Genomic DNA, 26,119 nt, shown 5'->3' with positions numbered 1-26,119 from the left:
TCACGCATATGAATCAGTACACCACCCAATAAATGACTTCACCGGTCGTGGTGTTCACCGACACGCCTCCGGCGTTCATCCCGCCATTCGGAATAACGAGCAAATAGGACTTGAAGCCGGCCGGATGTCCGCCGTGTTTCAGGATGAACTGATTCGCGTGTGCGCCCGGGTCAGTGCCGTGGGTCTTCGGATCGGCTGCGATCGCGTTCGTCTCGGCTTGCGCGCGGACTTTCTCGGCGTCGGCAGGAGGCAGATAGTAACGCAGGTCGATGCAGAAATCCGGCGCGGGAAGCCATCCGTATGGGCCAAGAGCGGTGATGCGGACGTCGGTGGCGTTCGCGGGGATGGCGCGCGGGAAGTGCGTCGTACCACCGCTGGCGAGTTGAAGCATCTGCGGGTACTCGCTGATGCGAAGATGACCGCTGTTAAGACGACTATTTTCCATCACGAAGTAGCTGCCGCCGACCAGGCCGAGGACGAGGCCGAGAATGGCGGGCCATCGCGGCTTGAAGAACAGGCCGATGAGACAGACGACGATACCGAGAGGAAGTGCGGGCAATGCGAGGCACGAAAGAGGCGAGGAACTGCCGAACACAACCGTGGCGGCGGAACCGATGGCAAGCACCGGGCCAAAGAGGAGCAGAAGGCCGTGCGGCAGGATTGGATCGACTGTAGCTGACGCGGTTGTCACGGCGACGGAGTCCAGAGTGCTTCGCGAAGAGCGAAGGTACAAGTAGAGAAAAGCTGGTGCCGCTGGTCTGGCACGCACGCGAGCTTCGTAACAGGTCCGACAAACGTTGTTGAGCGGCGTTCGCCCGGCGCTTTCAATCTATCGAGTTTCCTAATGCCTTGTTCTCGAGTTCTCCTGTTATTCATCTTGATATTGGTTCGGGTGGCTCGATTGTCCATTTCGCGGTGAAGTCCGGATTCACGACAACTTCGCCGGTTGATCGAAGCCTGTACTCCCCAGGCGCAGCACGAAAGAAACTTGAAGTACAGGGCGGTAAGAAATACTGCTGGCCCGCTCCTCGTCCGCGCAGTCTAACAGGCTGTTGAAAAACTCCAACCAGTCGCAATTTCGAACCGCCATCTACCCTCGCGACCCGGGTCTGAGGGCCAGAAAGTTGTCTGCAATGCGTCGGCGCAGTAGGCACAATCAGAATTTCAACAGCCTGCTAAGTTCGATTCCTTTTCTTTCGGATGCGGAAACAACCAGCCCATGGAGCTGGCGTTGCTCGACAACCTTACCTTCGGAGTCGACTGTCGTAAGCCCCACAAGAACATACTTCCCAATGAGGGCCCGCGCGAAATCGGAATCCCAGTCTGGACGCGGAGAATTGATGGGAATCGCCTCGGACACTACACCACCCGATCTTCCTTCGCAATCCCCAGCGCCGGCCTCACATCCAGCGGCACAAGCACCTCCCTCCCCGCCTTCTGCTCGATCATCTGCTTCGCCGTTTCCGGATCAACATAGTCGGAGTGGCATGAAAGCTTGGGGGCATTCGGCGTTCGGGATTCGGCATTCGATGGTGCTTCTTCCCCCTGCCCGATGCCTGATGCCGAATGCCCTCCCATCGCCTTCTTCGTCTTGTTTGCGAGCTTGTGGATCTCATCCGGCGAGAGCACGCCGCGCTTGGCGAGGATTTCTTGCTGCTCGGGCGTGAGCGCCGCGCTCTTCACCGGCGCGCCGGCTCTGCCGTTCGCGCCAATGCGCTCGAAGCCCTCGGCCTTGCCGCTGGCGAATTCCTGGATTTCCTTGCTGATGCGGACGCTGCACCAGTCGTGCCCGCACATCGCGCAGAAGTCGGTGTCGACATCGAGGTCTTCATCGTGATACGCGCGGGCCGTGTCCGGGTCGAATGAAAGTTCGAAGTGCTTTTCCCAGTTGAGCGCGGCGCGGGCCTTGGTCAGTTCATCGTCGCGGTCGCGCGTGCCGGGAATCCCGAGCGCCACGTCCGCGGCATGCGCCGCGATCTTGTATGCGATGCACCCCTGCTTCACATCATCCTTCTTCGGTAGGCCCAAGTGCTCCTTCGGAGTGACATAGCAGAGCATCGCCGCGCCGTGATACGCCATGCTCGTCGCGCCGATGCAGCTCGTGATGTGGTCGTAGCCGGGGAACATGTCGGTCACGAGCGGGCCGAGCACATAGAACGGCGCGCCGTGGCAGAGCGTGCGCTGGACTTTCGCGTTGTATTCGATCTGATCGAACGGAACGTGCCCCGGGCCTTCGATCATGACCTGCACGCCTTTTCGCCACGCGCGCTCGGTCAGTTCGCCGAGCGTCTCGAGTTCCGCGAGCTGCGCATCATCGGTCGCATCCGCGAGCCCGCCGGGACGCAGCCCATCGCCGATCGAAAACGTCACGTCGTACTGGCGGAGGATGTCGCAAATGTCCTCCCAGCGCGTGTACATGATGTTCTCTTGATTGTGCACGAGCATCCACTTGGCGAGCAGCGACCCGCCGCGGCTGACGATGCCGATGAGCCGGTTCTTGACATACTTCAAATGTGCGCGCCGAACGCCCGCGTGAATCGTGAAGTAATCGACGCCCTGCTTCGCCTGGTGATGCAGCGAGGCCTCGATCGTCGGCCAATCGAGATCCTCGATCTTCTTTCCGATGATCATCGAGTAGATCGGCACGGTCCCGATCGGCACGGTCGCGTTCCGGATAATCGCTCCGCGCGTGGCGTCGAGGTCGCCGCCGGTCGAGAGATCCATCACCGTGTCCGCGCCCCATTTCTCGGCCCACTTGAGCTTCTCGACTTCTTCATCGGTGCCCGACGAAACCGGGGATGCGCCCATGTTGGCGTTCACCTTCGTTTTGCTCGCGCGGCCGATGCACATCGGATCGAGTTTGTGCGTGAGATGGTTGATGTTCGCCGGGATGACCATGCGCCCCGCCGCGACCTCATCGCGCACGGCTTCGGCGGCGCGGGTTCCATCGGCGCTTGGAAAGAGCGCTTCAAAGTGCGGCTCGCGCTCCGCGACGCGCTTCATCTGAGGCGTGACAATCCCGAGGCGTGCGAACTCGAGTTGAGTCACGGGCCGGAAATTCTTCGGATAGAGCACGCGTCGGCGCTCGCCCCTCGCCGTGGTGAATTCGACAAATGCCTTGTCATCTCCAAGGCAGGTGGCGCATCCGGAGGCGCCGAGCTGCCCGCTTGTCGCGGCGTCCAGTGAAGGCACGTGCGGATTGGCGCTGCAGACCGCGCCCGACCAATCACTTTGCCCCTCTGCCCCTTTGCCCCTTTGCCCCTTTTCCAACAAGACAACACTCCAGCCCTCGGGCAAAAAATCCCACGCGGTCTTGCTGCTGGGCGCGGGCATGCCGGGTGTGTCGGGGCTGGCGAACATGAGCGGGCCGCCCACATCGGGTTTGAGTGCAAACGAACCGGGAGTCGTGACGCTGGGCGTCGCGGCAGGATTGAGCGCGCCGTGCAGCGGCAGTCCGAGACGAGCGTTTGGATTCGAATTGGAATGGACGATCATGGGCTTCCCTCCGCCGGTGCGAACCGGATCAGGTTCTACGGGTGCGTCTCAGCGACGGATGCCGACGAACACCATGGTGTTCAACGCAGCCGCCGCGCCCCGAGCGAAGAAAGAGTGTAGGAGAGAACGGATTGCCAACCCGGGCTTACGAAGTACCATCGCTGCCCGAAGCTGCAAGGCGATATCCGACGCCCGGCTCTGTGAGCAGGAAGACGGGCTGAGCCGGATCCGCTTCAATCTTCCGGCGCAGCTGCCCCGCGTAAACGCGGAGATACTGGATGTCATTCGCGTGCGTTGGGCCCCAGACTTCCTTGAGGATCATCTGGTGGGTGAGAACTTTTCCCGCGTGCTTGACAAGAAACGCGAGAAGCTGAAACTCGGTCGGCGTCAGCCGCACATCCGTGGTCGTGCCCGCGTTCGAGACCCGGACGCTGCGGGATTCGAGATCGATCCAGAGTTTGTGATCGCCCACCATGGTCTCGTAGTTGGAACCGGCTCCCGCACGGGTGTTGGCGTGGCGAAGCGCAACGCGGATTCGGGCGAGGAGTTCCGGAATGCTGAATGGTTTGGTGAGGTAGTCATCGGCTCCGGTGTCGAGCGCGTTGACCTTGTCCTGCTCCTGCTCGCGCGCGGAAAGAACGACAATCGGAACTGACGAATCCGCCCGGAGCGACCTAGTGACATGCAGGCCGTCGCCGTCGGGCAGGCCGAGGTCGAGCAACACCAGGTCCGGTCGCTGTGTGCGTGCGAGAATCAAGCCCTCATTCGCAGTTGCGGCCTCTTTGGTGCGGTAGTGCTGATGCTCCAGCGTCGCACGAAGAAAACGCCGGATCGGTTCTTCATCATCCACGATCAGAATGAGTGGCCTGTGCTCGGGCTTGGGAATGCTTTGAGCTCGCGAATCGGTCATGCGGCATCGCCCTTGACGACCGGGGCATCGTTCGCGCGCTCGATCGGGAGCGAAAAAAGAAACGCCGCGCCGTTCGGGATATTTCGCTCGAACCAGATTCTCCCGCCGTGAGCCTTGACGATTCCCTCGCAGATCGTGAGGCCTAGTCCCATTCCGGGAGGACCGTTCGTCTCGGACTTTCGCCCGCGCTTGCCCCGATAGAAACGCTCGAAGACCCTCGCCGCATCCACCGCGTTGAGTCCGGCGCCCGCATCGGCAACCTTAACGACGACGCTGCTATCGGTTGTCCATGCGGCGATCTCGATCGGTGTCGTTGGCGCTGTGTAGCGAAGAGCGTTTTCGACGAGATTGTGAATGACCTGCGGAAGCATCGCATTATCAACGCGCACCAGCGGAAGCTCGGGCGAGAGGTTCACTCGAAACGGGCGACCAGCGAGCGCGGCGCGGTGGCGCGAAAGTCCGATGCCCACGATTTCCTCGACAGAAATCCATTCTTTTCGAAGCGAAACGCCGGCTTCCAGCCGTGTGGCAAAGACGAGATTCGCAATCAATTCATTGAGCCGCTCGGCTTCGTGCACGATGATGGTTGTCAATTCCGAGCGGGTCGCCGGCTCGAGGTTTTCCTCGAGCAGCGTTTCACCGGCACCCGAGATCGTTGCGAGCGGCGTTCGCAGATCGTGCGAAACCGAGCTCAGAAGCGCTCCTCGCAATCGCTCCGACTCCGCCTCGATCTTGGTGATCTGCTGGCTCTCGATAAGGTCAACCCGTTCGATGGCGAGAGCGATCTGATTGGCGAAGGTATCGAGCAGCAGCAGCTGGGTGGTCGAGGCGAGGTTCGTCTGCTCGTTAGTCCGGATCGCAAGAACGCCCTGCTTGCCGCGGGTTGTCGCAAGAGGTGTATAGCGCCCAGAAAATGCTGGAAGCGCCCGCGTGCCCGAACCGGCGGGCTTGGCGTGATCAAAGGACCACCGGGCGACGCCCTTCTCGCGCTCGTCGAGCCAATCTGGAGATCCAGCGCTTGCGAGCACTTCGAGCGGTTCGGGAGCTTCCCTACCCGGAGTCAGCAGTGACGCATCGCAGTCAAATGTATCGTGCACGTGTTTGACGGCAACCGATGCGACCTCGTTACGGTTCGACGCCGCGGCCAACCCCTTCACCATGTCATAAGAAAGCGCTGTGCGCTGCTCGCGCTGGCGTGCGGCCAGTGCAAGATTTCGAAGCCGATTCGTGAGGTTTGCGATGAGGAGGCCAACCGCGAGCATGACGGCAAACGTGACGAGATACTGCGCATCCGAAATGCGGAATGTGAGCGAGGGAGGGACGAAGAAAAAGTCAAAGGCGCCCACGCCGAGGATCGCGGAGGCAACCGCCGGTCCGCGCCCCAGCCAGACGGCCGCGATGACCACGCCCGCGAGATAGATCATCGAAAGATTGGCGGCATCAAAGCTGGCGGGGAGAAATCGCCCCATGAGCGATGCGATTGCCACGAGCACGAGCGCGCGGGCATACGCCCAAGGCTGTGATCTCTGCACCGCGGGCTGAAACGACGGATCGTCCGCATCTTCAACTTCCGCATCTCCCCGAATCACGTAGATATCAATGTCGCCGCTGGATCGAATGAGATTCCCGAGAAACGAACCAAAGAGCGCCTCGCGCCACGCCGGCCGCCACGTTTTTCCAACAACAATCTTGCTGACGTTTCGGGCGCGTGCGAACGCGACCAGTTCTTCTGCCGCGTTGTCCGCGCTGAGCGTTGAAGTGCTCGCGCCAAGGCTTTCGGCCAGACGAAGTGTTTCGATCACGCGATCCTGATCGCGAGCCGTGAGGCGGGCGGTTCGGGGCGTCTCGACATACACGGCAAGAAGATCCGCGTGCAACCCTGCCGCCATGCGCTTGGCGGCGCGGACAATCTTCGTGGATGCGGGGCTCGGGCTGACCGCGACGAGTATCCGCTCTGCCGCGGGCCAGATGGCTCGGATGCTGTTCCCTTCGCGATACCTCCGCATCTGCCCATCGACCCATTCGGCCGTGCGGCGGAGCGAGAGTTCTCGAAGCGCTGTGAGATTGCCTCGCCGGAAGAACGAATCCATCGCGGGCGCGATGCTGTCGGGAACATAGACCTTTCCGGCCTTGAGGCGTTCAAGCAGGACGTCCGGGGGCAGATCGATCAACTCGATCTCGTCCGCCTTCTCGATCACCGAGTCGGGAACGGTTTCACGCACCTGTACTCCCGTGATCTGCGAGATCACGTCGTTCAGGCTCTCGATGTGCTGAACGTTGAGCGAGGTATAGACACTGATCCCCGCGGCAAGCACTTCTTCGACGTCCTGCCACCGCTTTTCAAAGCGCGAACCCGGTGCATTGGTGTGCGCGAACTCGTCGAGTACCAGGATCTCGGGCCGTCGAGCCAGAGCAGCATCCAAGTCAAACTCTGCGAGTGTCGTGCCCTTGTAGTCGACCCGGCGGCGGGGCAGGATGTCGAGGCCGAGCAGCTGCTGCTCCGTCTCAGCCCTCCCGTGCGTTTCGACGAGGCCCACCACGACGTCCACGCCCTCGCGGGCCAGCCGCTGGGCCGCGGTCAACATCGCATACGTCTTGCCGACGCCTGGTGCGGCACCGAAGAAAATCTTGAGCCTGCCGCGGCCGGCGCGAGCCTCTTCGTGCCGAGCGCGAGCGAGAAGTTCATCGGGATTCGCGCGGCCGGGCATGGTTGATTATTCGTTGATTCGATTGGTGGGCGAAGAGAGAGGAGCCGGCCCCTTCGCGCTCGGAAAGTGCGCATCCAGATCCAGGTTCAAAGCAAGGACATTGACAGTCGGTTCGCCCAGCACGCCGAATTGTCGGGCTTGCGTGTGCAGGGCGACGAGTTCGCGCACCTGAGCGTCCGAGAGATGACGGGCTTTGGCAACTCGCGAGAGCTGGTATTCAGCCGCCGCAGGGCTGATGTGCGGATCGAGCCCGCTGGCAGAACTGGTGATCAGATCGACGGGGATGAGTTGATTCGGGGGACGTACGAAGCCGACCCGGGAGTCGGCGGCTCGAAGAGCGTCGATCCGGGCCTTGACGTTGTCGATAAGTGCCGGATTGGTGGGGGCGAGATTTGATCCGGAAGATCCGGTGAGTTTGTCCGCATTGAACGACGTGTACGGTACCGGCGCGGTTGCGGAGGGGCGCGACCATAAATAGGCGGGCGAGTCCGTTACGGATGCAAATTCCTGGCCGATCAACGTCGAACCTACCGCTCCGTTTCCGCGTGCGATGAGCGAGCCATTGGCTTGTGCGGGAAAGACAACCTGCGCGACTCCCGTGATCGCAAGCGGGTACGCGATTCCCGTAACGATCGAGAAAAGGGCAAAGAGCACGAGTGCGGGGCGGATGAGAGTGAGCATGTGAAAGTGTGTCCTGGGTTGAATCAGGTGCTACAGAAAGCCGAGCACCACATCGATCGCCTTGATTCCGATGAACGGCACGATGAGGCCGCCGACGCCGTAGACGAGCAGGTTGTTGCGGAGCAGCACCGAAGCTTCGACCGGCTTGTACTTCACTCCGCGAAGGGCCAGCGGAATGAGAGCAACGATAATGAGTGCGTTGAAGATCACCGCCGAGAGAATCCCCGTCGCCGGATTCAGCCTCATGATGTTCAAGGCGTTGAGCTGCGGATAGGTGGCGGCAAAGGCGACCGGGATGATCGCAAAGTACTTCGCTACGTCGTTCGCGATGGAAAACGTCGTCAGGCTGCCTCGGGTCATCAGAAGCTGCTTGCCGATCTGAACAACCTCGATCAGCTTGGTTGGGTTGCTGTCGAGGTCCACCATGTTGCCGGCCTCTTTCGCCGCCTGTGTCCCTGTATTCATGGCGACGGCAACGTCGGCCTGCGCGAGCGCCGGCGCGTCATTGGTTCCGTCACCCGTCATCGCGACCAACCGCCCGCCCTGCTGGTACTTGCGGATCAGATCGAGCTTGTTTTCTGGGGTTGCCTGCGCGAGGAAGTCGTCCACACCCGCCTCCGCGGCAATCGCCGCGGCTGTCACCGGATTGTCGCCCGTGATCATGACGGTTTTGATGCCCATCCGGCGCATCTCGGCGAATCGTTCGGAGATACCGCCCTTGACGATGTCCTTGAGCTCGATGACGCCGAGCGTTCGGCCTTTGCCATCGGCGACCACGAGCGGCGTGCTGCCGCGCTTGGAAACGTCGTTGACAATCGCACGTGCCTGCTCGCTTGGGCGCGCGCCCATGCGTGTGACATACGCATCAATCGCGTCCGAGGCGCCCTTGCGAATCTCCCTGCCGTTCACGCTGACGCCGCTCATGCGGGTCTGTGCGGAGAACGGCGTGAACGCGGCGCCCAGCTCGTGGATGTTCCGTTCCCGCAGCCCGTGTTTCTTGGCGAGAACGACGATACTGCGGCCTTCTGGTGTTTCATCGGCGAGCGACGCCAGCTGGGCGGCATCGGCAAGCTCTTCCAACGTCGCGTGATCGACCGGCAGAAACTGGCTGGCCTGCCGGTTGCCAAGCGTGATGGTGCCCGTCTTATCCAGCAATAGCACGTCCACATCGCCCGCTGCTTCAACCGCGCGGCCGCTTGTGGCGATGACATTGGCCTGAACGAGGCGATCCATTCCTGCGATGCGGATCGCCGAAAGCAGCCCGCCGATGGTTGTGGGGATGAGGCAGACCAGAAGGGCGACAAGCACGGTGACCGAAACCGGTGCTGCAGACGACCCGGGATCAGTCGCCTTTGCCTGAGTCACGGCGTAGAGCGAGTAGGGGAGGAGCGTCACGCACGCCAGAAGAAAGATGATCGTGAGTTTGGCCAGAAGAATGTCGAGGGCGATTTCGTTGGGAGTTTTCTGTCGCTTGGCCCCTTCCACAAGCGCGATCATGCGATCAAGGAACGTCTGACCGGGATCCGCCGCGATGCGCACGACGATCCAATCTGACAACACGTTGGTACCGCCGGTCACGGCGGAGCGATCACCACCGGCTTCACGAATGACCGGGGCGGATTCACCGGTGATTGCCGATTCATTGACCGACGCGACGCCTTCGATGATTTCTCCATCGCCCGGGATGACTTCGCCGGTTTCGACAAGAACAACATCGCCCTTGCGGAGAGCAGATCCTTCGACGATCTCGAACACCTTGCGGCTTCGGGAGTCACGCAGCTTCTTGGCTTTCACGTCGCGACGTGTTTTGCGGAGGCTGGCGGCCTGCGCTTTACCTCGCCCTTCCGCCATCGCTTCCGCGAAGTTCGCAAAGAGCACGGTGAACCACAGCCAGAGCGCAATCCACCCGATGAAAGACGCCGAAGCTTCACCCTTGCCAAGGAGAGCTTGAACCCAAAGCAAGGTGGTGAGCAGACTGACAACGAAGACGACGAACATGACTGGATTGTGAATCTGTTCACGCGGATTCAGCTTGGTCAGCGCGGAAACGATCGCGCCGCGCACGATGGTGGGATCAAAGAGCGACCAGGAACTTGCGGAAGTGGTGTTCATGTTTTTAGTGCCCCTGCAACTGGAGCTGTTCGACGATGGGACCAAGCGCAAGCGCGGGAACAAACGTCAACGCTCCCACGATGATGACAACGCAGATCAGCATGCCGACGAAGACCGGCGTGTGCGTCGGAAGCGTGCCCGAAGTTGTCGGCAATACTCGCTTGCCCGCAAGCGAGCCGGCAACCGCCAGCACGGGGACGATCAGCCAGAACCGCGAGAGAAACATGCAGATTCCGAGCGACGTGTTGTAGAACGGGTTGTTCGCGCTGAGCCCGGCAAAGGCCGAGCCGTTGTTGTTTGAGGCTGAAGAGAAGGCGTACAGGATCTGGCTGAATCCATGCGCACCCGGGTTGCTCGTTGTCTGTCCCTGAGGGGCGAGCACGGCGATCGCGGTTCCGAGGAGCACCAGCGCACATGGCATGAGTACCGCCAGCGCCGCCATCTTCATTTCGAACGGCTCGATCTTCTTACCCAAGTATTCCGGCGTTCGACCGACCATGAGCCCCGCGACAAAGACCGCGACGATCACGAACATCAGCATGCCGTAAAGCCCGCAGCCGACGCCCCCGAAGATCACTTCTCCCAGTTGCATAAGCCACATCGGGATCAGCCCCCCCAAAGGCGTGAACGAATCATGCATCGCGTTCACGCTTCCGTTGCTCGCGGCGGTTGTCGCGGTGGCCCAGAGCGCGGAGTTAGCGATTCCGAAGCGGACTTCCTTCCCTTCCATGTTGCCGGCGGATCCAAATGCGGAATCCACACCGAGCGCCGAGAGCCGCGGATTAGTGCCAGACTCCGCCCACACGCACGCTCCGAGCAAGACAACAAAGATCGCCAACATTGCCGCGAGCACGGCCCATCCTTGCCTTCGATCTCCGACCATCTCGCCAAACGTCCAGCACAGTGCGGCAGGGATCAGCAAGATCGCGAGCAACTCGAGGAAGTTCGTCAAGGGCGTGGGATTCTCGTACGGATGTGCGGAGTTGACGCTGAAGAATCCGCCGCCGTTGGTGCCAAGTTGCTTGATCGCAATTTGGGATGCCGCTGGTCCGAGCGGAAGAACCTGCTCGATGACTGCGACCGCTTTGGACACTGGCTTTCCATCTGCTGAAGTCGTCGTGTTTCCCGAGGCCTCGGGCACCGGGTCGTCGTACTGGAGCGGCTGCGTAAGGGTCACGGCCTGGTAGGGCTTGAACGTCTGGACTACTCCCTGCGAAACCAGAACGAGTGCGAAAACGGCCGACAATGGCAACAGGATGTACAAGATCGATCGCGTGAGATCGACCCAGAAGTTGCCGATCGTCGCCGCAGATCGCCGCGAAAGCCCGCGGATGAGGGCTACGAGAACGGCCATGCCCGTCGCGGCCGACACGAAGTTCTGTGTGCCCAGCGCGAGCATCTGCGAGAGATACGACATGGTCGTCTCGCCGCCATAACCCTGCCAATTTGTGTTGGTGACAAACGAGATCGACGTGTTGAACGACGAGTCCGCAGTGATGGCGCTCAAGCCTTGCGGATTGAATGCGAGTGACGCCTGGAATCGCTGCAGGCCATACACAACGAACAAGCCCACCGCGCTGAAGATCAGGACCGCCGCGGCGTATTGCTTCCAGTTCATTTCCTGGGCCGCCTTCACACCGGCAAGGCGGTAGAAGAGCCGCTCGAATGGTCCAAGAACGGAATCAAGGCCGCAAGGCCGCTCTGTATAAACCCGCGCCATGAACCAGCCAAGCGGCTTCACCAAGGCAAGCAACACCGCGAAATAGAGCGCAAGCTGAAAAGCACCCGACGTTGTCATTGAAACCACTCCGGCTTGAGCAGGGCACACAGCAGGTACACGAAGAGCGCCGCGGCAACCACGGCTCCGAGCAGATAAATCCAGCTCACTTGACGCTCCTTTGCTCACGCGGGGCGAGCAGATCGCATACTCGGATGAAACCGAAAGTGGCAAGGACCAGGGCGGAAATCAGCAACAGGAATGTGAAATCGGGCATGAGTGAACCTCGTGGAAGATGGACGCATCAAGCATCGTCCGATGTACGCCCCGCGTCGATAGGACGCGCATAAGGGAACACGCTGTGCGCATAAAGAACGTATAAAGAGCGACGCGTTCTTATGGGCGCCTTATGCGGCAGGGCTGTTTTCTGATGCGTTGTTGATCGACGCTGGAAGAAACACTGCCGATTCTCCCTTCATGCAAAGAGAGAAACCCCTCATGAGCACAATTGCCGAGACGTCTTCGGTTGTCAATATCGTCGCCGCGGCGCTTGGCGTCGCTGCTGCTCTGGCCGAGCTAAACCTTCTGCGAATCTTCGTGCTCGATTGGCGTCAAGGCAGAGCAACCGCTCGCCATCGCGCGCGGCAGAATAGAACGACCTGCTTGTGGGTTGGAGCGGTCGCCGGCAGCGTCTTGTGCCACTCCGCGAGTGCCGATGAATCCGCACCTCCGCAAGCGGTGCCGGCCCCGATGAATTCTGCCCTCGCCCAGGGGGAAGTGGCCGACGCAAAACCGCTCGTGATCTCAACGGATCGGCCGAGCTTCTGCGATACCACCGGCATCGTGCCCCAAGGCCACTTCCAACTCGAAACCGGCTACACGTTCACGCTCAACAATCACAGTGGCGTCAACTCCCAGACACTGAATGCGCCCGAAATCCTCGCGCGCTACACGTTTCTGGACGACCGCCTCGAGCTTCGGCTCAGCACGTCTGGCTATGTCTGGTCGCGGACAAGTGCGGATGGAAACACATCCACGACGAACGGTTTCAGCGATGTCTTGCCCGGTCTGAAGCTGAAATTGACCGATCAGGACGGTGCCTTGCCACGACTTGTATTCGAGGCCGCGACAACGACCGGCATCGGCTCCGACGGCATCAGCAATCAGGACATCGAGCCGATCTTCAAGCTGCTCTGGTCCTATGACCTCGGCAAAGGGTGGGGGATTTACGGAAACTTCAACGTTGCCTACGCAACCACGAGTGGCGAACGTTTCGTGCAGGGACAGGGCGGAGTCTGCGTGACGTATGCCGCGAACGATCAACTCTCGTTCTTTGGCGAGTACTTTCTCTTCGGGCCCAACGCGAAAGGGACAAACTCGGCGCAGTATCTTGATTTCGGCGCGGCGTACTTGCTCACGAATCGCGTGCAGCTCGACGTGCGCGCAGGCGTAGGGCTGAATCACCAGTCGAATAACTTCTTTGCGGGCGCGGGAATCAGCTTCCTGTTCTAAATGGCCCGCCGCGCGACGCACGCTCTTCTCGCGTCGCAATCATCTCGCCAGAGTTCCCTGATCGAAACCGAATCGCTTGTTGAACTCCGCGCTCCCGCCCCGCGCAACCGTGAGTGTCTTCCACTCGATTCCGCTTCGCGAAGCGAGCACGCGAGCTACCTGCATGATCTGCCCCGCGTGATACGCGATGTGCGTCACCGAGCGCATGAGCGCGAGCATCACGGTGTGCGGCTCGCCGCGGATCGTGATGGTCTTTGCGAGGTCCGCATCCGTGAGCGCCGCGAGCTGAGTCTCGAGCGCGCTCCAGCCGGCGCTCCAGATCGACATCAACGCCTCGCGATCCGCAAAGTCGTCCACAAACTCCGTATCGCGATTCCGCCACGGCTTCTCGCCGTCGGTCGTCAGCGCGTCCGTCCAGCGCGAACGAAGATTTCCCCCCACATGCTTCATGATCACCGCGATCGAGTTCGTTTCCTTGTCGAGCGCAATGCGCAACTGATCCCACGGCAATTGTTCCGCAGCGCGCTCCGACAGCATCCGGTACCGCCGGAACTCCGCTTCGATCGCGCTCAGCACGACGCGGCTCATGGCTGCTCCCGTAGATCTGTTGTTGCCTGCCATGTGATCACGGCGAGATCGGGCAACTTGTCCGAGACGTCGGCAATGTTCAGTTGCCGCAGCACATTCACCGCCTGCGCCCGGTGATAGTGTCCGTGCGTAAGCACGTGGAGCAGCAGCGCCGAAGCAGTGAATGCCGATGGTGCAACGCCGAAATCGACGCGAACAACCCTTCCGGGGTCCGCGCGGATCGCCGGCACGAGTGCCGCCAGGTCGCGATGATTTGTGTCGAGGATCGCATCCAGTTCATCGGGCGTGCGGACCTTCGCGTCGACCGCTCCGGTGTACCCGCCCCACGCAGGCTCCAGCGGCAGCCGCGGCGGCTTCCCCGCAATGCGATCCGCCCAGCGCCCCATCACGCTGATGATGTGCGTCAGTAGGCCGTGCAGCCCGCTTTTTTCCGCCAAACCGATTTTGAACGGCTGGGCAAATTGCTCCGGGGTGAGTTTTCGCGCGACGCGCAGCAGTTCGCGCGTCGCCCACAAATTGTGATTGAGCAGGATGTCGTACGGATCGCATGTCGAGGGAATCTTCATGTGGGTGCTCCGGAAGGAATCAATGTATGAACCGCCCGCGGCAAAAGTTCAGGTCTCGAGCAGACGCTTGGTTGATTCCTTGCCGCGATCGGCAGCACCATCTGGCCCGTGCATCGCCGCCCAGACGATCGCTCCCGCGACCAGCATGCTCACTTCCTGCGCCGCACGATCAAGGTCGCGATCCCCGAGCTTGGGCTTGGCGCCGGCGATCCATCCCCGGATCGAGGAATTGAGTTCCGCCGTGTGTGCCGCCGAGATCCGGAAGGCTTTGGAACGCGGATCCTTGACCTCGGCCGCGACGTTGATGAATGCGCACCCTTTGAAATTCTCGGTGTGGAACCAACTGTCGAGCGCATCGAAAATCGCCAGCGGCCGTTTCGCCGGCGCCGATGTTTCGACGATGCCGCGCAGCCACGCCATCCACGCTCCGTGCTTGCGTTCGAGCCATGCCGCCACGAGCGCATCCTTCGAATCGAAGTGGTGATAGAGCGACATCTTCGCGACACCGGCCTTCGCGATCACCCGGTCGATGCCGATGGCGCTAATGCCGTGCGCATAAAAGAGTTCATCCGCGGCTTTCAACAACTTGTCGCGCGCGGACAAACGCCCGCTCGGGCGAAAATCCGCGAGGGGCGTGTCGGACTTTGACTTGCCAGTCGGCATGGGCCGCAATTCTTGGCTTGTCGTTCAGGTTGCCTGAACGAGCGGGAAATCGATCTCGGTCTCCGCGCTCTTGTTGAAAACATTCGTGAAAAGGTTGAGCGCGACGGCGCCGATGATTTCGGCGATCTCCCGGTCGTTCCAGCCCACTTTCCGGACGGACTCAAAGTCCGAGGCCGAAAGCGTGCCTCCGGTCTGCGCCAGGCGGCGAGCGAACTGCAGCGCCGCGGCGGTCTTGGCTTCCGGCGATCCCGCGTTGCGGCTGGCACCGATCTCATCGGGCGTCAGGCCGACCATCTTCCCGATCGCGGAGTGCGCCGAAAGACAGTAATTGCAGGCGTTTGTCTGCGCCGTGACGATCGCAATCTGCTCGCGCAGCTTTGCCGGGATTGACGACGCATTGAGCGCACCCGAGAAGGCGAGGTACCCATCGAGCACGGCGGGCGAGTTCGCCATGACCTTCGTCATGTTCGGGACCAGTCCGAGCTTGTGCTTCACGGCGTCGAGCAGTTCCTTGGTCTTTCCCGTGGCGGCTTGGGGCGAAATGGCGGGGAGTCGTGACATCGGTTGTTCTCCAATTGGTTTGAGGGGCGGGAGCGGGTGTATGGGATGGGGCGTGGGGGCGACGAGCGTGTCCCACACCTGTGTGATGTAGACCGGTCTGTATAGTGACGGTCCGGATTCAAAAAAGCGAAAAATGAATGACGTACCGTGTCGGAATCGTTGGGCTGGGGGGAGGGGGAGGGGGTGGGGGTGGGGGTCGTGTCAATGAAGCCGCTTCACGGCGATCCGATGTGCCGCCCGAGGAATTGCAGAATCGCCTGCGGCAGGTACGTCCCGTACACGTACGCGACGATGTGGTCGCCCCTGGAGTCGATCACCACTTCAGTCGGCACGCCCGCCTCTTTCGCGGAGGCCGCGATCCTCCGCGCGTGGTACACCGGCAGGATGTCGTCGCGCTCGCCGTGCGTGATGAGCAGCGGGATATTGCCGAGTCCCGCCGCCCAGTCTTCCGGATCGGGCTCGTCGGTACCGCCGAGCATGAATCCGGCGATCGGGACAAAGTCGTTCATCGCCCGCCGGTAGGTCGAAAATGCCGAGGCGCTCACCACGCACGCGACCGGAATGTTTTCTTTGAATGCGCGGGAGCCCACGCTCAACGCCATCGCCCCGCCCAGGCTGTGCCCGTAGACCGCGATCTTGTCCGGGTCGACATCGGGGCGCGAGCGCAGATACTCGAACGCCGCCCACGAGTCTTCGGCGAGCGTTGTCGCGGTGAGATCGGCCTTGCTCGAATTCCCGAAACCCCGGTAGTCAAAAGAGAAGACGGTGTATCCCGCCTGCTTGATGAAGTCGGCCATGTTGGAATCGGCCGAATCCTGCACGCCGTGGCAGAACAGCACTGCGGGCTGGCGAGTTCCGGGGTTCGCGATCAACTGCGAGCCGGGGAGAAACCAGCCTTCAAGCGTCAGCGTGTCCGTCGTCGGAAAGTGAACGACCTGCACCAGTTCCGGAGGCACTGGGGGCGGCCCGCCCTTGGGAATCTGATTCATCAGGTTGCAGCCGCCCAGCACGAACACGAGCAGCGCCCGGGCCATGCGAAAACCGCTGGAAGCGAGCAAAGCGATCATGACCGCGCCCCCAAGCTCTTCACGTTCATCAAGCGGTTGATGTATTCTGCGCCCATGTTCAGAACCATCCTAGCGATTCTGCTTCTCATCGCGAGCGGGTGTTCGGTGAATACAAACACAAGGGCCGCGCCTGCTTCACAGTGGGCCATCGCGATTCACGGCGGCGCGGGCGCGATTAATCGGGGAGAGTCGGCGCAACTTGAGGCGGCGTATCGCGATGCGATGGAAAACGTTCTGCGCGAAGGCGAGCGGAGGCTTGCCGCGGGAGAATCCTCGCTTGATGTTTGCGAAGCGCTTGTCTGCATGATGGAGGATGATGAGCTCTTCAACGCCGGAAAAGGAGCGACGCTCACCGAGCGCGGCACAGTCGAACTCGACGCCGCGATCATGGACGGCGGAAAAGGAGGCAGCGAAGCGAGCGCGCCGAGAGCGGGCGCTGTCGCGAGCGTAACTACCGTCAAGAACCCGATCTCGCTCGCGCGGATCGTCATGCAACGAACGCCGCATGTGCTGCTGGTCGGCCCGGGTGCGGATGATTTCGCGGAAAGAGCGGGTGTGGAGCGGGTTCCGAATTCCTATTTCATCACCGAACGCCGCCGTCGGCAACTCGAAGCGGAACTCGAAAAGCGACGCACGGTGACCGAAGCTCCCGCGGCAAGGAAATACGGAACGGTGGGGGTCGTCGCGCTCGATACCTCGGGACGCCTCGCCGCGGCAACTAGCACCGGCGGAATGACCGGCAAGATGCCCGGTCGTGTCGGCGATGCGCCGATCATCGGCGCCGGAACCTATGCGAACGATCTTGTCGCGGTGAGCTGCACAGGAACGGGTGAGCAATTCATCCGCAACGCTGTCGCCAGCGGCGTCGCGACGCGCATGCGCCTGCTCGGCGAGGGCGTGCAAGAGGCGAGCGACTATTACATCTTCAAGGGGCTCAAGCCCAGGGACGGCGGATTGATCGCGCTCGATGCGCACGGAAATATCGCGATGCCCTACAGCAGCGCCGGCATGTACCGCGGCAGCGCCAACAGCGAGGGCCGATTCGAAGTGCGGATCTGGGAGGACTAAGTGGCCGCGGAGTTTGAATTCGCTCTCGCTGCGCACGCCGATCGAGTACGCCGGCAATGGTTTCCGCTCCGCGTTGGCTCTGGGAACTCGGCGTGAAGCGCTAGCAGAAGGCGATCTCGATCAACGGTTCGAGCAGAGGACGTCCGCGTCGATCGACCTCGTATCGCGGCGCCGGAGGAAACGAATCGTCCACCTGCCGCTTGATTACTTGATCGGCTTGCAGTTTTTTTAGGGTCTGCGCGAGCGCTCTGTCCGTGACCGGCCCGAGCGCCCAGCCGATTTCCGAAAACCTTGCACGCGGCGAGTTGCCGACCACAAAGAGCGTCGGCATCGACCAGCGCAGCAGAGCCGACTGTCGGAGTTCGAGGCGCGTGATCGCCCGATCGAGCGTGACCGTCGCCGGACCGAGCGCTTCGCCCGATTCGGTGAGGATGTACTCGGGCCGGAGCGGGTGGCCGTAGCCGGGATTCGGCTGCGCGAGGCCGAGGGCCATGAGATGGTCGAGCGATTGGCGCACCGCGACGGGGCTTGCGCCGAGGCGCCTGGAGAGCGTGACGAACTTGCTTCCGTCGCTCCTTTTGAGCTCCGCCAGGATGGGGATGCACCACCGGCGGGCAAAGAGATGCAGGAGAGTGTCCGGGACTTGTGACATTTTTACCGGGTATTCAAAAAACGGATTGACACATAAAGTATAGCGGCTATATTCCGTTTGTCGATGGGCTTTTTGGTTTGAAGATTCATCCTCAGGAGCAAGCCATGACCACCACGGGATCACCAAAGTCCGCACCGGCGTCCGAAGGCCTCGGGTTCGACGGGGGCCTCACCCTTTCCTGCCAGTGCACCGATCGAAAGAAGTCGATCGCCTGGTACGAAAGGGTGCTCGGCTTCAAACTGCTTTATGATGTTGCGGAGATCGGTTGGTGCGAACTCGCGACCGCGGTCTCGAAAGTCAACATCGGTCTGTCCGAAGTCGAAAAGCCGCGGGTCGGTTCCGGTCCGGTGCCGACCTTCGGCGTCACGAATATCGAAGCCGCTCGCGGGAAGATGGAAAAGCAGGGCGTTCGGTTCGACGGCGCGACGCGTGAAATACCGGGGATGGTGAAGCTCGCGACATTCTTCGATCCGGACGGGAACGCGCTCATGTTGTATCAGGACCTTCAGAAGTCGTGAACCGCGTGCGCAACTGCGATTTGGAAATCAAACATGAACATGCGATCGAAAATGCAGACGGGTGCGATATTCGTGGCGCTTGCGGCCGGTGCCGCGATGTTCGGGGCCGCCGATCCGGCCACTCCGCAAACTTCCGGCGCCTCCGCGCCGGCAAACGGGATCACGGCGACTCTTGCGGACGCATCGTTCCTGAAGGGTTGCTGGCAGGGCTCGATGGGCGCCGATTCGTTCGTTGAAGAGACCTGGAGCGAGCCCAATGGCCGCAACTGCATCGGCATGTTCCGCTGGAACAAACCAGACGGAAACGCGTCGGTCTTCGAGCTTCTCACGATTCAAGAGGAGAACGGAACGCTCCTTCTGCGTCTGCGCCATCATTCCGCGCAGGGTGTTGCGTGGGAAGAAAAGGAAAAGCCGATGGTCTTTGCGCTCGCCGAAAAGACTCCGACGATGCTCCGCTTCGATGCGTTCCGCGATGCGGGCGACGTCGCGCGGTGTAGATATTCGGAGCGCGACGGAAAGCTCAACATCGACGTGGAATTTGCCGCGCCGACTCCGGCGGCTGTCGAGGCCGGAAAAAAGCAGCGCAAGCCGCTGAATTTCGAGTTGAGCCGCAAGCCACTCTGAGGCGAACCGAAGCTGTCAGGGCTTGGTGGCGTATCACGAGCCCCCACCAGAACAGCGCTACTTGTGCGGCGAATCGAGATCCTTCAGATAGTCGAGCATCTCCCGGTCGATCGCTCGGATTTCAGGAGACTGAAAGATCGTGCCGTGGTCGTAGCCGGGAAGCACCTTGATGTACCCTTCCGGCGGCGGTGGATGTCCTGCGGGAGCCTCGTCGCTCCATCCGGTTTGGCTTGGTTGTTCCTTCGCCGCAACCAGATGGTCCACGTCTTCCTTGAGCAGCGAGACTGCTTCGTTTAGGAAGAAGCTGTCTGAATCGCCGACCATGATGCGCACGTTGTATCGCAAAAGCGGGAGGTAGCGATCGGGGTCGGCGCGAACCATCGCGCCGATGTCGAAGGCGCGATATTTCTCCGCTACGGCGTGATCGATGACGCCGGTTGCGGGATCGAAGAGTGCCGCGGGATGGCCAGCGGCGTTCCGCGGGCCGAAGACGGCGAACCACGAATCCCATTGCTGGCCGGAGGTGTTGTCGGGGCCGAGGACATCCTCCTGCATCGCTTCGCGACGGATGGTCATGACGTTGCGAGCTTTGCCGGTGGTGCGATCGAGTTCGCGAAAGCTCGGGCGGTCTTCGCACATGAGCGCACCGGACTCGGTTTTGGTGGGGGCGGTGTAGAAATTGTCTTCGTCGTAGATGTTCACGACCTGAAACTTGCGGAAATCCACTGGATCGGGCGAAGAGGACCACGCGACGCCGAAGGTGTTTGGTTCGGTGAGCGCGAGCCAGATCGTGGACCAGCCGCCCGACGAGTGGCCGCGGAGGATGCGAGCCTCGGGCTTGGCGATCAGCGGAAACTCCTTTTCGAGCGCGGGGATGAGTTCGGTCGTGAGCGCCTTGGCGCACGGCCCGTTGTTCGCGGAGTCGGCGAACAGTGTGTGGCCGTTTGGCCCCTCGGGGTTCAGAACGATCAGAAATGTTTGCTTGGCGAGGTCTCGCGCCGGGCCGGTCGAACTCGCGCGCTCGATCGCGAAGCGAGCGGCGTCAAGGTCGTCGCCTCCAAAACCGGGCACGAAGTAGATCGCGCGGTATTTTTTGGAGGGGTCGTATTCGAGCGGAAAAACGACTCCGGCCCGCAACTCGACCGGTTCGCCTCGAAAATCGCTCAGCAGTGTCGAAGGTGTCGCGAACCAATCAACGCCGTCGACCGACTTTCGGTCCGGGGCTTGCGTGAGGCGATCGAGCTTGAGCCGGACGCTCCCGTTTCCGTCCGCGTCGATCTCGAGATCGCCACGCTCAGAATACAGATTGCCGCTCACTCGCTTCCAGTTGCTGTCCTCGCGTCGAACGATCGCGCATGCCTGCGCGCGATACTTTCCCCGCTTGAGCGCGCCAACGTTGCCGGGATATCCGTCGGCTCCCGCATCGATCACGATCTCTCGATCCGGCAGAAGGGAGTCGAAATCCATTCCGAAAATCGGCTGCTCGGATTCCCAGAACGGTCCGTCGATCGGCGCAGTCTTCTCGTCGAGCCCCGAGTCTGAGTTCACCAGGAAAACGACCATGCGACCCGGCCGGTTCACCGGGGCGGAGCTTGGTTCGAGCGAGACCGAAATCTTCGGAGCCGCGAGAGCTGCCGATCCCAGCGGCAGAATCGAAGCAAGCGCAAAGCTGATGGCAGGTCTTCGCATAAGAACGCACTCGAGGAGTTCGTTGTTGTACCACACAAAATGCGCCGTTGGGCCAAACAAAATACAAACACGCAGACACTGCAACACACGGAATTTCCGTTTAGTGCAGTTTCATCTGCATTTCATGTAGAATTGGTAGTCGAAATACCTAATCCTTGATCCGTCGCCAGGTCCGCCCGAATACAGGTTGCGTCGCCGCACAGATTTGTCGGGCCGGAGACATTGGTCCGGTAGTTCGGGCGAAGGACATCGGAGAGGCCGCCGGTGAGCCAGGACGGGTTTGCGACAAGTTCTTGCGATGTGAATGAACGCTCCATACGGAGCGCGGCTCGACATTGGTTTATCGAGTTGCACTTTGCGAAGTTGCGCGCCACGGGAGAATTCCCGCGCGTGCTGAGCCGACCTCGCGTCCAATTTGTGTATCTCCATCATGTGTTTGACGACGAGATCGAAGGCTTCAGAAACACGCTCAGGGAAATCGGCAGCACGCACGAGTTTGTCACGTATTCGAAGGCGGTCGAACTTGTGTATTCCGGGAAGATCGATCGCCCCTATGCGTGCGTGAGTTTCGACGACGGGCTGCGGACGACCCTGAACGCTTCGCGCGTGATGGATGAGCTGGGGATCAAGGGCTGCTTCTTTGTTTGCCCGGCGATCGTGGGGGAGCCGGACCGGCGTCTCGTGAAGCGTTTTGCCGAGACAAGGCTTCATTACCCTGCAATGGAGGTTCTCTCGTGGGGGGAAATCGAAGACATGCTCTCTCGCGGCCACGAGATCGGAAGTCACACCTATTCGCATCCGAATATGGCCGACGTTACGGCCGAGCAGGCGATCGACGAGCTGGAATTGTCCGCCGACGTGCTTCGCCGGCGTCTGGGCGGAGTGAAACACTTCGCCTGGCCGACCGGCAAGTGGGAGACATTCGGTGCTCTCGCAGGCAGGGCGGTGTTCGACGCAGGCTACGCGAGCTGCGCTTCGGCGATCCGTGGCTGCCACTTGCCGCGCCCGATGCCCGCCGAACGGCGCGAAGTTTGCCTGCGTCGGGATCACATCATGGGCTCCTGGCCGATTCATCACAACATGTACTTCCTGGCGAGAAGCGCGCTGCGGGAGAGCGGGAATGATTACGAATGGCCCAGCGACTGGCAGTCAACCGTCAAGCACGAGCGAAGAAGCGCCCGTCCGGTCTTTCCGGACATGGTCTCGTCGCTCGCGATGACTTCGGCGTAGAACTGTCGAGGCAAGCCGGGCTGTACGACGATCCGGTGATCTACGACCTCTTGCACGAACCCGGCACGCACTCCGAAGCACGGACGCTCGCCAGGGTTTGGAAGCGCGTGAGCGCGGCGGCGCCGCGCGTCGCGCTCGAACCCGCCTGCGGAACGGGCCGGTATCTCGAACGGCTGGCACGCGCCGGTTGGATCGTGCGTGGCTTTGATCTCGACGCGAACATGGTCAAGTTTGCGATGGCGCGCTTGCGAGAGCTCGGCGCGAACAAGTCTTCTGCGATCCGGGTGTGGCGCGACAGGTTCGACACGTTTGGCCGAAGAGTTCGCGCGGATTCGGTCGGATTGGCGTTCTGCCCGATCAATTCGATCCGCCATGTCGCGTCCGATGCCGAATTGGTTCGGCACCTTCGGATGATCCGACGGGTCCTCGCGCCGGGCGGCGTCTACGCGGTCGGAATCAGCCTGAGCGTGTACGGCGCCGAGGCACCGACGGAAGATATTTGGAAGAGTTCGCGAAGAGGCATTTCCGTCAAGCAAATCGTGAACTACACACCTGCCGCTGGCCGAAAAACAGCGCGCGAAAGGGCCGAGCGGGTGGACAGCGTGCTCGAAATTCGGCGCGGAAACAAGACCGAGATCCGCTCGGCGTCGTATTCGCTGCTCAGCTTCTCGCGCGAACAGTGGGAAAATGCGGTCGCCCGATCCGGACTCGTGGTGATCGGTATCGTCAACGAGTCCGCCGCGCGATTCGATCCCGGCGCAATCGGCTACGCGATCTGGCTGCTCGCTCGGCCGGAGCACCCACTCTCGGTCAGGGGATCAGGACGGAGCGATTGATTCTGATCCCCGCTTCCGGGTCCGAGATCGCGACCGGGACGCGCTGGCCCTTGTGCGACGGATAGACCTTTCGGAGAGTGAAGCGGTGAATTACCTGATTGCCGGGCATGACCTCGCCCACATCGACGAGCTGCCGCGGCATCTCGGGCGGGAAGGCGGTCATCACCAGAGTCAACGGCGCCCGGGACTGATTGCTGATCGTTGCTTCGAGGATCACATCGTCTCCCCGAGGGGTCGCGGTTACGGAAAACGAGATATCCCGAAGGCCAAGCTCCATCCGCGAGGTGACGCGAAATGGTTCGTACGAATGACCGGCCGCGAGTTCGACATTGAACACGAATGGCTTCGTTCCGACTTCTTCCGCCGTTCCGAATGAAACGGTCATCGGGAGATTTGTCACCTCTCCCGGCGCGAGCGCAAAGCTGAATGTGCGGGGATTGATCCGCCAGGTGCGATCACGCCGGGCCGACGAACCCAGCCCGCCCGGTTCGAGCAATAGAAGCGTCCCGCTGATCGGCATAGGCCACGTGTTGGTGATCTGGATGTTGTGCTGCGTTTCGGGGCTCGTCATCGAGAGCAAAGGCGGGTCGATCGAAAAGCTCGCGACGAAGTGCAGCAATTCCGCATCGACTCCCTCGATGAAGACGGGCGTGGAGGAAATCGCAAGAGGAGCGCGCGAAGGATCGGTCAGCGGCGCGTGATTGCCGAACACATCGACTGCCTCGATGGGATCCGGTCCGAGATAGTTCTGCAGCTTGACCTGTTCGGGCGGCGCGGCGTCATTCCAGAGCACGAGCACTCCGGAGCGGCGAGACGCCGAACCGCTGCGGTCGCCAAACAGATATGCCTCGCCCCCTGCCGGGAGAGGAAATTCGCAGACAAAATCGCGATTGGAAAGCCGATCGATGGTGGCGCGCCATGCCGCGAGTTCCGGCCGGGGCATGAGTTGGGGTGTCCGCTCCCCGCGAAGAGTCCAGGGGTCGATGAGCGCCGCGCTCACGAAATCACGCGACTGTGAATCCGGACGCGATCGCGTCGCAGCAGACCACACCCGGACGGCGCGCTTCACGAGCGAGGCGGCGGCGTCGCTTGCATCAAGCTGCCCCTCCGGCGAGCACGCGAGCGCCGCGAACAGTCGCCGAATGCCCTGAGCGCTCGACGGAGCGGCGTCACGCCACCCCTCGATCGCAAGAGCACACGAAGTCGGGAGCGCATCGTGCGGCATGAATACCGCGGGTTCGAGGTCCGTTTCCGCCGCGGCAACGGTGAGTTCTTCCATCGAAGTCGGCAGAACAACAATCGGGCCCGGGACGAGTTTTCCCAGAGTTGATTCGATTGAGGCGAGGCCCGACCGAAACGCGCCGGGTGCCGGGAGATTCCTCGACCCAAACCAGCCGATCTGCCAGCGCTGCACGGTTTGGCCGTAGTCATCGAGAAACGCGTCCAATAGTGGGTGGGCCAGCTTCGGCTGTGATACCAGCAATGTCCAGGGGTCGACCGCGACGATCGCCTTCGGATCGGTCGCCGCCTCGGGAACAACCGGAAGTGAGAAGGCCAGATCCAGGCGTTCGGAACGGAATGAATCGACCAGGGGGCGGAGCGAAGCAGAGCGCGCGGGCACGAGCGAATCTGTGAGCCCGGGAGTCCAGACGGGCACGCTCAGTCCGCTCGAACGGATCTCTTTGCACGTCTGTGCGAGCGTGGGATAGGCTGATGAAGGAACTTCCCGCGATATCAACCAGAATCGCGGCGCTGACCCTGCAGCGCTATACGCAAAGCCGGGAGTGGACTCGGGCTGCGGCGGCAGCCAGGCGAAGTCGAGATACGTCGCCCCAACTCTTGCCAACGAATTGGACATGTCCAAAACGGCTCGGTACCAGCCGTAGCCAGGTAGGGCGGGGTTCCAGTTCGTGCGGCTCCGCCCCTCTCCGATCGAGATTGCCCGGGTATCAACAGTGCGTCCGGATGAATCCAGAACGATCAATTTGCCGGCGAGTGCTTCACCTGTGAGGTCTCGCACCAGAAGATGAATCACCGGCGATTCGGGCGCCGCGATGATGTTGGTGACGACCTGAGTCGTCAATTCAAGCCGGGGCAGTTGAACGATGCTGACGTCGTCGAAGTAAGCCGAGCCCGAGAGATCCTGCTTGCGCAGCTCGATCGAATTGTCGAGGGCGGGTGGAGCATCGATCGCTCCGGATCCCTTTGGACCCGGCTCGGTGGAGGACTTCGCTGAAAGGCTTGTTCTGGCCCGCAGTTGATCCGGCTGAAGCAGAAGGAGTTCGAACTGCACGAACGCGGCCTGGGGGAACTCCCCGCGAATGGGAACGGCGAGTTTGGTCCAACGCCCCTGGGAGTTGATCGGCTCCGAAAGCAGTTCGCTCGCCGGAATCGGCCGGAGTTTTTCGTCGAGAAAGCGCACGGCGAGCGCCGCGCGGGCGTGCTGGAGCCCATCGGTGCGGACGCGTGCACCGACCAGGTAATCCGCTTCCTTGAAAACGGGGATGACGCCGCCATCAAGCAACAGAGAAGTTGACCCGCCGCGCGTCGAGAGCCGGACACAGCCTCGAGTAGCGAGCGGCTCGTCTTCCAGTTCGTCGAGTTCGATGGAGTTGAAACGCGGGAAGCCGGGGTGGGGGCGGTCCGGCTGGTCCTGGTTTCGTGTCCAGAAACGCGGGACCGGGTTGGGGTTGGATTCACGTTCTTCGAAGTCAAAGAGCCGCACGATCCGACCCGCCGCGGACGGTCGCGACGCCTCGGTCGTCGAGGAAGCGGCCTCCGGCGCCTGTGCGAGCGAATGCGAGGTGAGCGCGAGTGCGACGGCGACGATATGGAAGTGTTCGCGGAGCATGGGATTGCGAAACAGGAGCGCAAGGATCGCGCTTGGGTCATATCGACCGATCAATGCGGAATTCTGAGATG

The 26,119-nt window shown here is 61.5% G+C and carries 22 protein-coding genes and 1 riboswitch; of the genes, 6 read left to right on the top strand and 16 right to left on the bottom strand.

What is annotated here, in order from left to right; genetic code table 11:
- Positions 1 to 13: 13 nt before the first annotated feature.
- The 8 genes from KF691_14620 to kdpF form a co-directional block, all read right to left on the bottom strand.
- Positions 14 to 691, bottom strand: a complete 678-nt coding sequence (locus tag KF691_14620) for a hypothetical protein (GenBank protein MBX3390678.1) — start codon at positions 689 to 691, stop codon at positions 14 to 16.
- Between the two features lie 668 nt (positions 692 to 1,359).
- Positions 1,360 to 3,333, bottom strand: coding sequence for a phosphomethylpyrimidine synthase (gene thiC / locus KF691_14615; protein ID MBX3390677.1), 1,974 nt, complete (start codon positions 3,331 to 3,333; stop codon positions 1,360 to 1,362).
- A 150-nt stretch (positions 3,334 to 3,483) separates the two neighbouring features.
- Positions 3,484 to 3,607: riboswitch (TPP riboswitch) on the bottom strand.
- A gap of 33 nt (positions 3,608 to 3,640) precedes the next feature.
- The gene (locus KF691_14610) at positions 3,641 to 4,405 is read right to left on the bottom strand and encodes a response regulator (GenBank protein MBX3390676.1); all 765 of its coding nucleotides are present in this window, start codon (positions 4,403 to 4,405) and stop codon (positions 3,641 to 3,643) included.
- A complete protein-coding gene (locus KF691_14605; GenBank protein ID MBX3390675.1) occupies positions 4,402 to 7,113 on the bottom strand; it encodes a sensor histidine kinase KdpD in 2,712 nt (903 codons plus the stop codon). Before KF691_14605 ends, KF691_14610 begins: the two co-directional genes overlap by 4 nt.
- Positions 7,114 to 7,119: 6 nt before the next feature.
- A complete protein-coding gene (gene kdpC, locus KF691_14600; GenBank protein ID MBX3390674.1) occupies positions 7,120 to 7,794 on the bottom strand; it encodes a potassium-transporting ATPase subunit KdpC in 675 nt (224 codons plus the stop codon).
- A 30-nt stretch (positions 7,795 to 7,824) separates the two neighbouring features.
- A complete protein-coding gene (gene kdpB, locus KF691_14595; protein MBX3390673.1) occupies positions 7,825 to 9,906 on the bottom strand; it encodes a potassium-transporting ATPase subunit KdpB in 2,082 nt (693 codons plus the stop codon).
- Between the two features lie 4 nt (positions 9,907 to 9,910).
- Positions 9,911 to 11,704: a potassium-transporting ATPase subunit KdpA gene (gene kdpA, locus KF691_14590; GenBank protein MBX3390672.1), complete on the bottom strand. Its 1,794-nt coding sequence runs from the start codon at positions 11,702 to 11,704 to the stop codon at positions 9,911 to 9,913.
- Positions 11,701 to 11,793: a K(+)-transporting ATPase subunit F gene (gene kdpF / locus KF691_14585; GenBank protein MBX3390671.1), complete on the bottom strand. Its 93-nt coding sequence runs from the start codon at positions 11,791 to 11,793 to the stop codon at positions 11,701 to 11,703. The genes kdpA and kdpF overlap by 4 nt, the downstream gene beginning before the upstream one ends.
- Before the next feature lie 328 nt (positions 11,794 to 12,121).
- Here kdpF and KF691_14580 point away from each other — a divergent pair, with 328 nt between their 5' ends.
- A complete protein-coding gene (locus KF691_14580; protein MBX3390670.1) occupies positions 12,122 to 13,135 on the top strand; it encodes a transporter in 1,014 nt (337 codons plus the stop codon).
- Positions 13,136 to 13,174: 39 nt separating this feature from the next.
- Here the strand turns inward: KF691_14580 and KF691_14575 are convergent, their stop codons facing one another.
- The 5 genes from KF691_14575 to KF691_14555 form a co-directional block, all read right to left on the bottom strand.
- Positions 13,175 to 13,723, bottom strand: coding sequence for a DUF1572 family protein (locus KF691_14575; GenBank protein MBX3390669.1), 549 nt, complete (start codon positions 13,721 to 13,723; stop codon positions 13,175 to 13,177).
- A complete protein-coding gene (locus tag KF691_14570) occupies positions 13,720 to 14,289 on the bottom strand; it encodes a DinB family protein (protein ID MBX3390668.1) in 570 nt (189 codons plus the stop codon). The genes KF691_14575 and KF691_14570 overlap by 4 nt, the downstream gene beginning before the upstream one ends.
- Before the next feature lie 48 nt (positions 14,290 to 14,337).
- Positions 14,338 to 14,952, bottom strand: a complete 615-nt coding sequence (locus KF691_14565; protein ID MBX3390667.1) for a TetR/AcrR family transcriptional regulator — start codon at positions 14,950 to 14,952, stop codon at positions 14,338 to 14,340.
- Between the two features lie 24 nt (positions 14,953 to 14,976).
- Positions 14,977 to 15,513, bottom strand: coding sequence for a carboxymuconolactone decarboxylase family protein (locus KF691_14560; protein ID MBX3390666.1), 537 nt, complete (start codon positions 15,511 to 15,513; stop codon positions 14,977 to 14,979).
- A 215-nt stretch (positions 15,514 to 15,728) separates the two neighbouring features.
- Positions 15,729 to 16,580, bottom strand: a complete 852-nt coding sequence (locus KF691_14555; GenBank protein ID MBX3390665.1) for an alpha/beta fold hydrolase — start codon at positions 16,578 to 16,580, stop codon at positions 15,729 to 15,731.
- A 54-nt stretch (positions 16,581 to 16,634) separates the two neighbouring features.
- On the opposite strand from KF691_14555, the gene KF691_14550 reads away from it, so the two are divergent.
- Positions 16,635 to 17,648, top strand: coding sequence for an isoaspartyl peptidase/L-asparaginase (locus tag KF691_14550; GenBank protein MBX3390664.1), 1,014 nt, complete (start codon positions 16,635 to 16,637; stop codon positions 17,646 to 17,648).
- A gap of 100 nt (positions 17,649 to 17,748) precedes the next feature.
- On the opposite strand, the gene KF691_14545 is transcribed toward KF691_14550, so the two are convergent.
- A complete protein-coding gene (locus KF691_14545) occupies positions 17,749 to 18,300 on the bottom strand; it encodes a winged helix-turn-helix transcriptional regulator (GenBank protein ID MBX3390663.1) in 552 nt (183 codons plus the stop codon).
- Between the two features lie 104 nt (positions 18,301 to 18,404).
- On the opposite strand from KF691_14545, the gene KF691_14540 reads away from it, so the two are divergent.
- Both KF691_14540 and KF691_14535 read left to right on the top strand, forming a co-directional pair.
- Positions 18,405 to 18,818, top strand: coding sequence for a VOC family protein (locus KF691_14540; protein MBX3390662.1), 414 nt, complete (start codon positions 18,405 to 18,407; stop codon positions 18,816 to 18,818).
- Positions 18,819 to 18,851: 33 nt separating this feature from the next.
- Positions 18,852 to 19,442, top strand: a complete 591-nt coding sequence (locus KF691_14535) for a hypothetical protein (GenBank protein ID MBX3390661.1) — start codon at positions 18,852 to 18,854, stop codon at positions 19,440 to 19,442.
- Between the two features lie 57 nt (positions 19,443 to 19,499).
- Here the strand turns inward: KF691_14535 and KF691_14530 are convergent, their stop codons facing one another.
- Positions 19,500 to 21,131, bottom strand: a complete 1,632-nt coding sequence (locus tag KF691_14530) for a hypothetical protein (GenBank protein MBX3390660.1) — start codon at positions 21,129 to 21,131, stop codon at positions 19,500 to 19,502.
- A gap of 390 nt (positions 21,132 to 21,521) precedes the next feature.
- Between KF691_14530 and KF691_14525 the strand changes: the two genes are divergently transcribed.
- Both KF691_14525 and KF691_14520 read left to right on the top strand, forming a co-directional pair.
- Positions 21,522 to 22,361 carry a polysaccharide deacetylase family protein gene (locus KF691_14525; protein MBX3390659.1) on the top strand — a complete coding sequence of 280 codons (840 nt, stop codon included), beginning with the start codon at positions 21,522 to 21,524 and terminating at the stop codon, positions 22,359 to 22,361.
- Positions 22,262 to 23,197 carry a class I SAM-dependent methyltransferase gene (locus tag KF691_14520; protein ID MBX3390658.1) on the top strand — a complete coding sequence of 312 codons (936 nt, stop codon included), beginning with the start codon at positions 22,262 to 22,264 and terminating at the stop codon, positions 23,195 to 23,197. Before KF691_14525 ends, KF691_14520 begins: the two co-directional genes overlap by 100 nt.
- On the opposite strand, the gene KF691_14515 is transcribed toward KF691_14520, so the two are convergent.
- The gene (locus KF691_14515; protein MBX3390657.1) at positions 23,172 to 26,048 is read right to left on the bottom strand and encodes a hypothetical protein; all 2,877 of its coding nucleotides are present in this window, start codon (positions 26,046 to 26,048) and stop codon (positions 23,172 to 23,174) included. The two genes, KF691_14520 and KF691_14515, sit on opposite strands and share 26 nt — an antisense overlap.
- Between the last annotated feature and the right edge of the window lie 71 nt (positions 26,049 to 26,119).

It is taken from the genome of Phycisphaeraceae bacterium, from assembly GCA_019636555.1.
Taxonomy (GTDB): Bacteria; Planctomycetota; Phycisphaerae; order Phycisphaerales; family UBA1924; genus JAFEBO01.
This window is presented reverse-complemented; position numbering and strand designations above follow the sequence as displayed.